The organism is Caenispirillum salinarum (assembly GCF_044803115.1).
In the GTDB taxonomy this organism is placed as follows: Bacteria; Pseudomonadota; Alphaproteobacteria; order Rhodospirillales; family Rhodospirillaceae; genus Caenispirillum; species Caenispirillum salinarum_A.
Map to the genome: position 1 here is coordinate 4,074,472 of NZ_CP085224.1, position 13,771 is coordinate 4,088,242.

The 13,771-nt window shown below is 69.6% G+C and carries 7 protein-coding genes; all 7 read right to left on the reverse strand.

Annotation, left to right across the window (positions count from 1 at the left end; translation table 11 throughout):
* Positions 1 to 31 precede the first annotated feature (31 nt).
* Entirely contained in the window at positions 32 to 880 is an 849-nt protein-coding gene (locus LG334_RS18710) for an efflux RND transporter periplasmic adaptor subunit (protein WP_404380356.1), read from the reverse strand.
* A 1-nt stretch (position 881) separates the two neighbouring features.
* On the reverse strand, positions 882 to 2,798 hold the full coding sequence (locus LG334_RS18715; RefSeq protein ID WP_404380358.1) for a TolC family protein: 1,917 nt from the start codon (positions 2,796 to 2,798) through the stop codon (positions 882 to 884).
* Positions 2,799 to 2,920: 122 nt separating this feature from the next.
* Positions 2,921 to 11,047, reverse strand: a complete 8,127-nt coding sequence (locus LG334_RS18720; RefSeq protein ID WP_404380360.1) for a DUF4347 domain-containing protein — start codon at positions 11,045 to 11,047, stop codon at positions 2,921 to 2,923.
* A 445-nt stretch (positions 11,048 to 11,492) separates the two neighbouring features.
* Positions 11,493 to 12,002: a GNAT family N-acetyltransferase gene (locus LG334_RS18725; RefSeq protein ID WP_404380362.1), complete on the reverse strand. Its 510-nt coding sequence runs from the start codon at positions 12,000 to 12,002 to the stop codon at positions 11,493 to 11,495.
* Positions 12,003 to 12,074: 72 nt separating this feature from the next.
* A complete protein-coding gene (locus LG334_RS18730) occupies positions 12,075 to 12,626 on the reverse strand; it encodes a phage tail protein (protein ID WP_404380364.1) in 552 nt (183 codons plus the stop codon).
* A 15-nt stretch (positions 12,627 to 12,641) separates the two neighbouring features.
* Positions 12,642 to 13,178 (reverse strand): phage tail protein, encoded by a 537-nt coding sequence (locus tag LG334_RS18735; RefSeq protein WP_404380366.1) that lies wholly within the window; start codon positions 13,176 to 13,178, stop codon positions 12,642 to 12,644.
* A gap of 14 nt (positions 13,179 to 13,192) precedes the next feature.
* A complete protein-coding gene (locus LG334_RS18740) occupies positions 13,193 to 13,729 on the reverse strand; it encodes a phage tail protein (RefSeq protein WP_404380368.1) in 537 nt (178 codons plus the stop codon).
* Between the last annotated feature and the right edge of the window lie 42 nt (positions 13,730 to 13,771).

Sequence of the window (13,771 nt, forward strand, 5' to 3'; positions counted from 1 at the left end):
TCACCATACCGCGCGACGGTTGAACAGGCGGTTAATTCTCTGACGGCGTGCGCGCACCGCCTTGCGGCGGCGCCGGCGACGGTCCGGGCGGCGCGAAGCGGGCGGAGCCGCTCATGCCGGCCACCAGCCGGGGCGCGTCCTCGGCCAGGCGCGCGACCACGGGCACCGACTGGCTGACGGGGTCCACCCGCGAGCCCAGCCGGGTGAGCGTGGCTGGATGTTCGGTGCCGGTCTCGTCCACCAGCACCGTCAGGTCATGCCCCGGCGCCAGCCACCCCAGCCACGCCGAGGGCACGATGACCTCCACCTCCAGCGCCGCGTCGTCGATGATTTCCAGAAGCTCCGCGCCGGCCTCGACGCTTTCCTGCGGCCGCGCCCGCCAGTCCACGACTTGACCCGACCATGGCGCCTTCACCCGGCAGCGGTCCACCAGCACGGCGGCGGCATTCACCGCACCCTGGGCCTCGGCGGTTTCGCCGCGCGCGATCGCCACGTCCAGGTCGCCGATGGAGCCCAACTGCCGCAGTTGCTGGTTGGACGCCAGCTTCGACCGAGCCGCCGCCAGCCGCCCCTCGGCCTCGCTCAGCCGCGCCTCGTAGAGGCGGCAGTCGAAGGCGGCCAGCACCTGCCCCTCCTCGAACGCCTCGCCCGGACGCACGGGCATGTCGATCAACCGGCCGGCGATGTCGGAGGACAGCACCGCCTCGCGCGCCGGCACCAGCAGCCCGCGCGCCGCCAGATCCGGGTCGACCGCCGGCAGCGCGGCACCGGGAGCGGCCCCGGACGCCGCCGGCTCCTGGGCGGAAACGGGCACCGCCGCGCCGCCCCAAAGGAGCAGCGCGGCGGCGGTCATCAGGGTCCTGGCCAGCACAGCCCGCACGTCAGAACCTCATGCCGCGGGGCATGGTGGCCCAGATGGCCGGCGCCACCTCGGCACGGGCCTGGGAGGCGGCAGGCTCGACCAGCAGGATGCGGTCGCCCGATGCCTCGACGGGCGCCGGCGGCGCGGCCGGTTCCGGCACGTAGTCCATCGCTTCGGCCGGAGCGGCAGCCGCGGCGGATGCGGCCGGCGCCGGCGCGACGGCTTCGACCGGCGCCGCATCCGGCAGCGCCGCGAGGGGCGCGGAGGTCACCAGCGGCTCCTCGGCCGGCTCCTCGGCCGGCGGCTGAGCCGTGGCGGATGCCGCCTCGACGGGTTCCACCGCGGCGGCTGCGCCGGCCGGCTCGGCCAGAGGCTCGTCGTCCAGCACCGCCTGCACGGCGCCGGGCGCGGCCAGGTCGGCGGGGTCTTCGGCCGTGATGGTGCCGGACTGCCACTGGTCGAAGGTGTTGGCCACCGCCGCCGCCACCGTGTGGACATCGCCGTCGGGCAGCGAGCCGGGCAGCGGGTCGGCGCCGATGGTGGCGAAGATGCGGCCCCACGCGGCCTGCATCTCGGCATAGGCCATGTCGCGGCGCAGTTCCGTCAGGGCAGCGTTGATGCGGCTCTGAATGACCTGCTGGCGGCTCATCTGGCGCGCCGTGCCGGCGGCTTCCATCTGGCCGCGGATCGCCGTGTCCACGTCCGCCAGGCGGTCGGCCATGCGGTAGTCTTCCACCGCCGTGCGGTAGGCCAGGTTGGCGATGTGCACCTGGCTCATCACCGCCATGGACAGGGCCTGGCGGCGGACATCCGACAGCTGCTCGCGGGTTTCCGCCAGTTCGATGTTGCGCGGGCCGGAAATCAGGTTGAGCAGGTTCCAGGTCAGCTCAAGCCCGCCCGTCGCCCAGGTGTTGTTGAGCAGGTAGGTGTTGCCCGAGAAGTTGCCCGAGCCCGAGAATTCCAGGCCCGGCAGCATGCGCAGGATCTGCACCTTGGTTTCTCGGGCGTTGATGCGGCCCTGGTAGCTCTCGCCACGCACCTCCGAGCGGTTGGTGAGCGCCGCCAGTTCCAGGTCCTCCACCGGCGCCGGCAGGTCCAGGATGGTGTCGGGCGTCGGCGCGTCGGCGGCGGCGATGGTGAAGCCGGTGCCGGGGCGCACGTTCATCAGCGTCGCCAGTTCCGTGCGGGCGCGCTGGAGTTCGCCGCGCAGGGACTTGAGCTGACGCTCGGCCTGCAGCATGTCGCGCTGGTAGGTCAGCGCGTCCAGCGGACGCCCCACCCGGCGCGCCACGGCTTCCTCTGCATCGGCGACGGCGGCCTTCACGTCCGCCAGCAGGGGCTCGAGGCGCCGGATGGCACGCTCGGCCGCCGCGGCGCGCCAGTAGGCGGCGCGCACGTCCTGCACGATGGTCTGCACCACCTGGCGGCGGCGCTCGGAAACGATCAGCGCCTGGTCCGCCTGCTGCTTGGCGCGAATGTAGGAGATGCCGAAGTCCAGCACGTTCCAGCTGATGGTCAGGTCAGCGGTGCCGAAGGTCTTCTCGTCGGACGCCGAGAAGCTGTCGCCCACCGTGCCCTCACGGGAGGGATTGGTGGCGTCGCGGACGACGCGGCTCTGCGAAGCGTCGTAGTTCGACCGCGCCGTGTAGCCCGCCGAGGCCGCGATGGTCGGCAGGAGCGACATCTCGGAGACGTCGACCTCACGCCGGGAGACGGCTTCCTCCATCAGCTTGAGGCGTCGGTCCAGGTTGTACTTCAGCGCCCGCGCCACCGCCTCTTCCAGCGTCAGGGGACCGGTAATGGCCTCCTGCTGCTCGAACATCTGGGCCAGGTCTGCCACGGCGCGCGCCTGGTGCTCGGCCTGGCTGAACGGCTCGGTCTGCACCGCACAGCCGGCCAGCATCACCGACAGGACCACGGCGCTGGCCCCAACCATCGCCGCACGTTTCGGACCGCGGACCGGCGCGGTGCGCGCCGGTCCGGTGACCCCGGTCATAGCTTCTCTCACTCTCTTCCCCCCAAAAGCGTCAGTGGGTTGCTCTATCACGGTTATGATCCTCAGGCGACCTTATGCGGCGCCCTGCCCTCCAGTTCGGCCACCGAGCGGGCCAGTCGGTCCGCCTCCTGGTCGAACTGCTGATGAAGGATGGCAAGGCGGGACGTGAAGCCGGGCGCACCCTGCATCGCCGTCTCGCCTTCGGCCGGCTGCCCGGCCGCCCCCTCCTGGTCCTCGATGGCCCGGCCCGGCAGAACCGGACCGTCGTCGCCCGGCGCCGGCATGAGGCCCGGACCACCGGCCGTCTGCCCGCCCGGATTGCCCGGATTGCCCGACCCGGCGCCGCCGAAGCCGCCGAACCCGTCACCGCCCCCGAAGCCACCGTTGAGCGCCCCGCCGAGGCCGCCGCCCCCGAGACCGCCTCCGAGACCGCCTCCGTTGCCCGCGCCGCTCGCGCCGTAGAACCGGGCCGGATTGAAGCCGCCCGTGCCGAAGGCGTTGGTGCCGAGGCCCGTCTTGACCGGCGAGCCGCTGTTGTCGATGGGCGACTGGCTGCCCAGGCCGCCGGTGACGGGGCTGCGGGCGCCGCCGCCGTTCTGGCCCATGCCGAAGCCGCCGCCGTTCAGCCCGGCGGCCACCGGCGTACCGCTGTCACCGAGGCCCGGCGGGTTGAGGCCCGGCGGCGGACCGGGGGGACCCGGCGGGGTGGGGCTCGGCGGCGCGCCCACCGGATCGCCGCCGGCCGGGGCCTGCGGCGCTGCCTGGATGGTGACGGTGAGCGTCGCGCTGACGGTCGCGCCGGTCGCATCCGTCGCCGTGAGGACGACGCTGAAGGTGCCCGGGGCCCCGCTGGGAACACCGCTGATGCGGGTGCCGTCGGCGGACAGCGCCAGCCCTTCCGGCAGGCCGCTGGCGGTGATTGTCAGCGGTTCGCCGTCGGCGTCGGTGAACAGGGTCGAGGGAATGGCGTAGCCAAGCGCCGTTCCGCTCTCGCCCTCCAGCGGCGTCAGCACGCCCGGATCAGCCGACGGCGCATCGTTTGTCGGCGTCACGGTAACCGAGACGCCGGTCGCCGCCGTCGTCGCCAGCCCGTCGCTGACGGTGACGGTGAAGCCGTCGGCCGTGGTCTCGCTGCCGTCGTGGCGGTACGTGACACTGCCCGCCGCTAGGTCGGCCTGGGTGAAGGTGCCGCCGGCTGTCAGCGCCGCGCCGTTGAGCAGCAGGACGCCATGGGCCGGCGCCTGGCCCACCGTGAAGGTCAGCGCGGCGGCGCCGTGGTTGGCATCGCTCGCCGACAGCATGGCGGTGGTGAGCGTCACCGTCGCGCCCTCGTCCACCGGCACGCCGGCGTTGACCGCGATCACCGGAACAGCGTTGACCGAGACGGTGGCGTCGGCCGTGGCGCCGGCGCTGCCGCGCTCGTCCACCGCGAAGCGCACCGTGCGGTCGCCCGCGGTCGGCGTGCCACTGGCGTCGGCGTACTGCACCGCGCGCATGGCCGCCTGGATGTCGGCCAGCGAGTGGGTGCCGGTGATGGTGATGGTGCCGGTCCCCGAGCCCGCAATGTTGCCGGCCGAGATGGTGCCGAAGGTGCCGGTCAGGGACAGCGTCTCGGCCGCCCCGTCCGGCGGCGACACGATGCTGATGGTGGCGCCGGTGACCTGGGTGTCGTCCACGTCGGTCAGCGTCAGGTTGGGCGCCACCGTCACGGCGGAGGTCTGGAAGACCGGCGCGGCGGAGTTGTTCACCGTCAGCGTGCCGGTGTCGTTGGCGTCGGTGATGGTGATGGTGCCCGAAATGCTGGCCGTCTGCGGCCCGCCGGTCCCGGTGTTGCCGCCGTCGCCGACGGTGACGGCGATGGTGCGGTTGGGCGTGGCGTCCTTCTGGGTCGGGTCGTCGTTGGTGGTCCAGAAGGTGATGTGGTTCATCACGTGCGCGATGTGAGCGCCCGTGACGCCGGCGTCATTGACGAACTGCACCGTCATGGTGCCCGTCGCGCCGTCCCAGCCGACATCGGCGATCTTGGTGCCGAAATAGGTCAGCACGCCGGTGTTCTGATCGTAGGCCAGGTTGTTCGCGCTGGTGATGCCCAACTGGTCGCCGGTCAGGTACGGGTTGCCGCCACCGGTGTCCACCCGCGCGGTGATGGTGGCGTTGGCGAAGCTGTCGCCGGCGTCCACGTCGGCAATGCCGTCGACGAAGTCCGCGCCGAAGACCAGCGTGCCCTGGTGTTCGATGTTGGCCCCGCCGATGGCAGCCGTCGTGATGGTCGGCGCGTCGTTGACGGGCGTCACGCCGACCGTGACCGTCGACGCGGTCGAGGTGCCGCCGGTGCCGTCAGCCACCTGCACCGAAACGGTGCGGTTGGCGTTGGACGGGTTGTCGCCGTTGGTGTTTTCGTAGGCGATGTTGCGCAGGACAAGTTGCACGCGCGCCGGCGTGGCATCGGCGTTCAGCGTCAGCGTCAGCGGCACGCCGCCGGTGCCCCCCGCGAAGGTGCCCACCAGCGTCCCGCCGACCGAAACGTTGCTGCCGGCCACGGAGACGCCGTCGGTGGCGTTGTCGAGCACCTTCAACACGTCCTCGGCGGTGGTGCCGCCCGCCGTGATGGAGACGGTGATGGTGCCGCCGTTGAAGTTGGCGCTGTCGGCATCCGTCACGGTGGCGTTGCCCTCCGCATCCAGGCGCACGGCCGCCCCGCCTTCGATGAAGGCCACGGTGCCGCCGTCGAGGCCGCTGACCACCGGCGGATTGGGCGTGACGTCGATGGAGAAACTGGCGGCCGTGTCGGCATCGCCGCCGTTGGCGGTGATGTCGCCATCGTTCAGGGTCATCTGGAAGCCGCGGGCCCCCAGGCCGCTCGGGGCCGTGTACGTCAGGTTCTGCACCAGCGTCTGCACGCGCGCCGGCGTGGCGTCGGCGGTGAACGTGATCTCCAGCGTGGCGCCGCCCTGGCCGGTATTGGTGGCGTGCACCGTGCCGATGGCGACACCGCCCACCATGACCGCCTCGCCCGCCGCCAGCACGCCGTCGCCGCCGGCGGTCACGGTCGTGCCGTCCAGGCCCCAACTGCCGTTGGCGGTGCCACTGGCCTGGGTGATTACCAGGGAGCCGCCGTTGAAGTCGGCCGAGTCGACGTCGCCGATGGCCGCGTCGGCGGACAGGCCCAGCGCCTGCGCCCCGGCGCCCGCCACCACCGCCGAGGTCTCGCCGGCCACGCCGCCGATGGTCGGTGCGGTGTTGACGGAGGTGGAGATTACCGTCGTGGTCGCGTTGGTCACCGGGTCGGCGGTGCCGTCGGCGTCCTCCACGGAAATGGTGAAGGTGGTGGTTTCCGTCAGGCCGGGCGCCACGCGGTCGGGCGTCGGCGTGAACACCAGGCCCTGTATGGCCGTTTGCGCCGCCGCCACCGTGCCGGTGAAGGTATAGGACCCGCCGCCCGCGTCGGTGAAGCCGTTGAGCGTCGTGAATCTGCCCTTGGCGGCGGTGTCCAGGCTGACGGTCACCGTGACGTTCTCGCCGTCGACCTCGGTGAAGGTGACGCCGGAGAACGGCTGGACGGTCGCCGTGTCGAGCACCGCCTGGTTCGCCGCCGCGCCACCGATGGTCGGCTGGTCGTCGACGGCGGTCACGGAAACGGTCGCCGTCACCGCCGAGCCGCTGTTGTTGTCGGTGTCGCGGGCGGTGAAGGTGATGGTGCGCGCCGTGGTGTTCGGCGCGTCCGATGTGTTGTTGAACCGCGCCTCCTGCATCAGCGCCAGGTATTGGGCCTTGGTGGCGCTGCCCGACAGCGTGATCTGGCTGGCGCTGTCGTATGTAATGGTGATGCCGTTCACCACGACGCCCGACGCGCGCCCGTTCAGCGTGATGATGTCACCCGCCTGCGCATTGGTCAGGGAGATCACCAGCTGGTTGAGGTTTGCGCCGTCGTCGGCGAGCGTCGCGTCGGCGTCGACGATGGCGACCGCCCCGCCGCCCTCGGTGAACGAGGCGTTCAGCCCGCCGTTGGTGCCGCCGGTGGAGTCGTCGCCGTCAAGGTCGATCACCGGGGCGGCCACGATGCTCACCGTGGTCGCGGCGCTGGCGGAATTGGCGGTGCCGTCGTTGACGGTCACGGTCACCGTGCGGTCGGTGCTGGTGACGGTGCCGACGTCGCTGTTGGTGTTGCGGTAGGTCACCGCCGCCAGCGCCGCCGCCCACTGCGCCGTGGTCGCCGTGGCGCCGGCCGAGGAGAGCGTGAGCGTGCCGTTGGTGGAGTTCCACGAGGCGGTGATGTTGCCCATGGTCGCGGCGTCGGTGTTGGTGAAGGCCAGCACGTCCTCGGTGCTGGTGTAGTTGCCCGTGATCTGAACGGTAGCGCTGGCGAGGGAGGCGTTGTCCACGTCGGTCAGGGCGACCGCCGTGCCGGTGTCGATCACCACGCCGGACCCGCCGATGCTGAAGGTCTGGGTGTCGCCGTTCAGGTTGGCGATGACGGGCGCGTCGTTGACCGGCGTCACCGCGACCGTGCGCGCGATGCCCGGATTGACGGTGGCCGCGCCGCCGCCGTTGTCGGTCACGGCCGTCAGCGTGAAGACGCGGTCACCGGCCGTCGGCGCCTCGCTGGTGTTCTTGTAGGTGATGCCGTCGATGAAGGTCACCGCGTCGCCCACGGTCTGCGGCGCCGAGAAGGTCACCGTCACCGTGCCGCCGGAGATGGCGACCGTGTGGCCGCCGGCCGTGCCGCCGGCGCCGTTCAGCGGGAAGTCGGTGCCGCCGATGGTCACCACGTCGGATGCGCCGTCGGCCGCGCCCGTGAAGGTGAAGGCGAAGGAGGCGACGCCCTGCGCGCTTTCCACCGTCGAAATGGCGTCAAGGTCGAACAGCTGCTGCCCCGCGCCATCGCCTTCGGTGAAGCCGCCGGTGGGCTGGACGCCGGCGGGGGTGACGGTGGGCGTGTCGTTGACGGCGGTGATGGACACCGTGGTCGAGCCGGTGGCCGTCAGCGCGCCGCCGGCGCCCTGGGCCACCGTGGTGCCGTCGCTGAAGGTCCAGTCGAGCTGGGCCGAGGCCGGCGGCTCGTTGGAGGTGTTGGCGTAGGTCAGCGAGCGCAGGACCTCCGTCACCTTGGCCGTGTCGGCCGAGGCGTTGAAGGTCAGCACCAGGGTGCCGCCGGAGTTGGTGGTCACCGTGCCGATGGTCTCGCCGCTCAGCACTAGGTTGCCGCCCTGGGTCAGCGCGCCCAGGTTGCCGGCGTTGGCGAACGTGTCGGCTGCGTTGGCGCCGCCGTTGCGGGCGATGGTCAGGCTCGCGCCGTTGTATGAGCTGCCGTTCAGTTCCGCGTCGGAGATCGCCACGTCGGCGTCAAGCTGCACGGCCGCGCCGTCCTCGGTATAGGCGGGCGTGCCGTTCAGGCCGGAAAAGACCGGCGCGTCGTTCTGCGGCGTCACCGAGATGGAGAAGGCCTGCGCGCCGATGGTGCCGCCGTTGCCGTCCGACACCGTGAAGTGGAAGGAGTCCGCCACCACCTCGGAGCCGTCATGGCCGTAGGTCACCTGCGAGGCGTCGATCTGCGCCTGGGTGAAGGTGTCGTTGGTGTTCAGCGCCGTGCCGCCCACCTTCAGCGTGCCGAAGGTCGGCAGGGTCGTCACCGTGTAGGTGAGCGTGTCGCCGGCGTCCGCGTCGATCGTGCGCAGCATGGCGGTGGTGATGACGGTGTCGGCCGCGCCTTCGTTCACCGTCATGCCGGTGTTGGTGAACAGGCTCGGGTTGTCGTTGACGTTGGCGACGTTGATGGTGATGGACCCGATGGACTGGTCGGCGCCGCCGCCGGTGCCCGTGTTGCCGTTGTCGGTCACCGCCACCGTCAGGGTGTCGGTCCCGACGTAGTTGATGCTGCCGGTGTACGTGATGTTGGTCGTGGTATCCAGATAGGTGTTGAGGGCGCTGACGGTGCCCGTCAGGGTCAGCGCCGTGGCCGAGCCGCCCACGGTGATGCCGCCCGCGGCCGCCGCCGCCAGCGTGCCGTTGCTCACGCCCAGCTTGAGGGTCACCTCCGTGTCGCCGTCCACGTCCGACAGCGTCAGGGACGACAGGTCGATGTCGGTGGCCGTTTCCTCGGCGGCGGCGATGGGACCGGCGGGCAGGCCCGTGGCGGTCGGATCGTCGTTCACCGCCGTCACGCCGATGGTGCGCACCAGGTTGGGGTTGACCGTGTCGGCCGCGCCGGTGCCGGTGGTGCCGCCGGAGTCTTGGATCGCGTTCAGCGTGAAGGTGCGGTTGCCGGTGGTGGGGTTTTCGCTGGTGTTCTTGTAGGTGATGGCGTCGATGAACGACACCGCGGCGGCCGTCGACTGGCCCGTGCCGAAGGTCACCGTCACCGTGCCGCCGGCGATGCCGACCGTGTGGCCGTTCACCGTGCCGCCGCCGCCGTTCAGGGCGAAGTCCTGGCCGTCGATGGTCACCACCTCGGAGGCGCCGTCCTGCACGCCGCTGACCGAGAAGGCGAAGGAGCTGACGGTCTGGCCGGTTTCGATCGTGTCGATGCTGTCCAGGTTGAACAGCTGCTGCGCCGCGCCGCCCTCGGTGAAGCCGCCGGTGGGCTGGGTGGCGTTGGCGCTGACGGTCGGGGCGTCGTTGATGTCTGTGATGTCCAGGTTCACGGTGCCCGCGTTGACCACGGGGCTGCCGGCGTCGTCCTGAACCGTTACAGTGACGGTCGCGGCGTTGTCGCCGCTGACATTGGCGGCGCCGGTGTACTGAATGTTGGACGCCGTGTTCAGGTAGGTGTCGATGTTGGCGGCCGACCCGGTGAGGGTGAGGGTGCCCGAGCCCGAACCGCCCACCGTGACGCTACCGCCGCTGGAGGCGGTCATGGTGCCCGAGTCGGCCGCCAGGGTGACAGTCAGGGTGTCGCCGGCATCGTCATCACTCACCGTTGCCGCCGAAAGATCCAGGTTGCCCGCAGTCTCCTCGGTTACCGTCACGTCGGTCGGCAGGCCGGTGATCGAGGGATTGGCGTTGGTGACGACGGGCGTAAGCTGGATGTTGTCGATGTATAGGTCGAGGAGGTCTGCACTGTCGCTGACGATCAGAGACGTGAACGTCCCTGATAGAGCGCCCGCGGCAACAGAACCGGTTGCAAAGTTATTTGCGAAGAAAGACGTTGAAGGATCAACATCTCCAGAATCGGCGGTAACGCCCGTAATAGTATATGTCTCATCTGTTGTGCTGTACCAGTCCAGTCCTCCAAAAGTAAACGATGATCCATTAGCAAGTGCAACTACAAAACTGTTCGTCGTCCCACTTGCGTCAAAGGTCAGACCAAGATCATTGGCTGCAATGTCGAAGGTTGCGCCAACCGCCGTAGCAGTCATCCGCACGCCTCCGATTTCTTGCCAGAACGTCGACGAGCCGCCGCCAGAGTTTGTACCGCTGGTCGTAATGTCGAAGGTAACAAGAATGCCATCATAGTCCGGCACGCCGTTCCGCCATACGGCCACGTCCGCGATATCGCCCTCGCGAACCTCTAGATCCCAGTCGCCGCCGAAAGCACTCGCCCCCGTCAGATCCTCGGACGCGGCTACATCCGCATCCGTGGCCGCTGCCAAGGCGGCGACAAACGCTGCGCCTCCCTCGTCAGCGCCGATCCCGCAGCCGTAAAGGTTAAGGTCGCCATCGGCGTTGAGCATGCCGCCCAGAGCGGCCAGATCATCCGCCCTCGCATCCACGGTTTCCGCTGTCAGGGTCGCCGTCCCGAGATAAACGGCCCCCGCGGCGCCATGAGAGATTACATGAATGGCGTCGTACCCTGTCCTGCCCTCGGCCCACGCGGCCATCTGGGAGAGCCCATCCGCCGTACCATCAAGCATCACGACCTCGACGCCGTCGCGCACAGCGGCGGCCAGCAGTGCGGCATCCCGGACGTTGCCGTCGATGAACATCACTTCCTTGCGACTCTGCTCCGGCGCCACGGCCGCGACCGCGGCTTCCAGCGCGGCATCGCCGCCGTCGCCGCCGGCGATCGCCCCGTCATGCTCGGCCGCCACGGCCTCGGCCGTCGCCTCGCGCACGGCGTCCACGCCCGTGGCGGCGCCGGCGGCGTCGAACATGTAGCGCGGTTCCAGCGCGATGGCGATCGGCGCCGCGTGGGACATCATGCTGTCCTTCAGGCGGCGGGCGGCGCGGGCGGGCTTGACGATCTGGTTCATGACGGCTGGGACCCTTGCTGATTGTTCCGGTTCCGATGAAACCGGTTCCCCTGACTTCCCCTGTGCGCCGCGGCTGTGCGCCCCGCGGCCGGCGTCTGTTCTTGCGTTGCCGGCGGTCCATCGCCGGTTGAATGGCCTGTCGTGCCGTGCGCGTCCGCGCCCCCGGCCGGGGGCGCTCACGCTGAGGGGCCGTCGGCGCAAACGCCGCGGTCCCATGAAATTCTCTTGCGGCCGGCGGCGCCTGCCGCGCCCGCCTGCGGTTGCGAGTTCCGTCATGCTCGCGCGCTCCGCGACAAAACTCACGTTACCCGGAAGCGCTGCGCGCATCCATAGGTTTAAAACATTATGCGGAAGAGGTGCGGCGTGGAAAACCAGGATGAAGGGCATAGCCGCGTCTACGACGAAATGATTGAGCGGAGACGTCGTATGCGAACGCGGCGGCCCGTCAGTGTGCGGCGGCGCGCCATTCCATCGCCAGGCGCTGTCCGAGTCCGTCGTCCCCCGCCACGCGGAAGCCCAGGCGCTCGTACAGCCTTCGGGCAGGATTGTGGGCGATGACGTGCAGGCGCACCGCCTGGCCGCGCGCGGCGGCGACGTCCATGACCGCCCGCAGGATGGCGCCGCCGTGCCCGCGCCCGCGCAGGCCGGGGATGATGACGATGTCCAGGACCAGGATCGCGTCGTCCCGCTGGTGCAGGCACAGGCGGCCGGCGCCATGGCCGTTTCGTTCCAGAATGTCCATGGACGCGCCGGGATACGTGGCGCGGTAGTGGTGCGTCTGGGCGCGGGCCTGATGGTCCATCAGCATGTGCCACATGCGGGCGTCACCGGCGAAGAAGGCCCGCTCCGCCTCGCGCGCGCTGGACATGAGAGAGACCAGGAACGGCATGTCGGCCTGGTCGCGCTGAGGGCGCAGGCGGAAGCCGGCCACCTGGCCATCGGGAAAAACGTGCATTGATGCAAACCTGTTGGAGGCACGGGTGCGGCGCATCGGCGGCCGGATGAACCGGCCGCCGACATCCTCCGCCTAGGATTGCGAGGGCCAGATGCCCGTGGTCGCGATGAACCAGGCCATCACGCTGAAGGGCTGCACGTTGTAGTGCCCTTGGCCGCCGCCGGCGGGGCTGATGATGCCGTCGCCCATTTGCTGGTCGGGCGCCTCGGTCGAGTAGGCGTAAAAGGGCGTCGTGCGCCCCCTGTTCTCAGCACTCCCCTGCGCCAGGAACGTGTTGTTGGTCGGCGTCGGCGTCGTGCCGCCCGTGGCCACCGCCTCCACGGTGTGGTTGTGCGCCGGCACCTGGTCCAGCGTCAGGGTCACCGTCTCCTGCCCGCCGGCCTGGCCCTGCGGGAACGTCGTCCCGGAGTGCGGGTCAGTGCCGGCCCCGAGCACGCAGCGCCCGCGCAGGTCCGGCAGCTTGAAGTTGGTCGTCCCGTCGCCGCCGAAGGTGGTGCCGAGCAGGGCGTACAGCGGCTGATACTGCTGGATCGGCAGCGTCTGCCCTTCGCAGCGCATCCAGCCTTTCACGGTGTGGGTGTACGGATACAGGGCGATTTCGCCAATGAAAGGATCAACAGGCATGGTATTCCACCTTCCTTAAGAGCGCACCGGGAAGACGCCGTTGACGCAGATGCAGTACTGCAGCGCGAGGTACGGCGCCATGTTCGTATGAGGATTGGCAAGGCCGGTCGAGCCGTTGCCGCCGGCGACGCCGACCATCTGCGCCCCCATGGTCACCTTGCTCGTCTGCGGCCCGTCGATGTAGAGGTTCCCGCCGTCGGCGTAGACGTCGCCCGCCGGCGACTTCAGATCGGCCGCGGCCGACGATGCCATCATCGCATGGTTGTGCTGCGGGACCTGGGACGGACTCAGGACCACATTCTCGTAGCCGACGTCCTGGCCGATCGTGCGCGTCGAAAGCCCGGCACCCGTGCCGGTGCCCATGGCAACGTGCCCGCGCATTTCCGGCAGCTTGAAGTTCGTGACGCCATTACCACCGTAAGCGGTGCCTATTACAGCGTAGAGCGGCGTGTACTGCTGAATCGAAAGCACCTGCCCTTCACACGCCATCCAGTCGACGGGTGCATAGCGGTAAGGAAGCAGGCGGATTTCGCCAATAAACGGATCAGACATAATTCATCCCCTCCCTAATTCCACGACGGATAGACGCCCTTCAGGCTGATGATGTAGCTCACCGCCAGGCTGGGCTGCATGTTCTCGTGCGACTGGTTGCCACCGTTGGAATAGTTCACCGTTTCGGCGTTCAGCGCGACGGTGGTGGCACCCTGCTTGTAGATGGGCGCCCCGTTACTCGGCACCGTGCCCGGATAGGCATTCTGCGGCGAGTTGGCCGCGGCGTCCGCGGCGGCGTGACCAGACACCTGGTGCGTGTGGGCCGGGTACTGGTTGGTGGTCACCGTCACATCCTCGAGGCCGCCCTTCTGGCCCAGCGAGTAGTTGGTCCCCTGATTCCCGTTGATCTGCCCCGGATGGATGTTCATGCGGCCGCGATAGTCCGGCAGCGCGAACGTCGTCACGCCGTCACCACCGAAGTTGGTCCCGAGAAGCGAGTACAGCGCAGTGTTGGTGGAGATAGACAGCAGCTGCCCATTGCATAGCGCCCATCCCTCCGGCGCATAGTTGCCGGCGAACAGCCGGACCTCGCCGATATAAGCTTCAGACATGAGGATATTCCCCCCTTTGATGAAAGGTACGCGCCCCCATGG

Bases quoted from the DNA above. Each gene is read 5' to 3' on its own strand.
- LG334_RS18715 (WP_404380358.1), bottom strand. From the start codon at position 2,798: ATGGTTGGGGCCAGCGCCGTGGTCCTGTCGGTGATGCTGGCCGGCTGT.
- LG334_RS18720 (WP_404380360.1), bottom strand. From the start codon at position 11,047: ATGAACCAGATCGTCAAGCCCGCCCGCGCCGCCCGCCGCCTGAAGGAC.
- LG334_RS18725 (WP_404380362.1), bottom strand. From the start codon at position 12,002: ATGCACGTTTTTCCCGATGGCCAGGTGGCCGGCTTCCGCCTGCGCCCT.
- LG334_RS18730 (WP_404380364.1), bottom strand. From the start codon at position 12,626: ATGCCTGTTGATCCTTTCATTGGCGAAATCGCCCTGTATCCGTACACC.
- LG334_RS18735 (WP_404380366.1), bottom strand. From the start codon at position 13,178: ATGTCTGATCCGTTTATTGGCGAAATCCGCCTGCTTCCTTACCGCTAT.
- LG334_RS18740 (WP_404380368.1), bottom strand. From the start codon at position 13,729: ATGTCTGAAGCTTATATCGGCGAGGTCCGGCTGTTCGCCGGCAACTAT.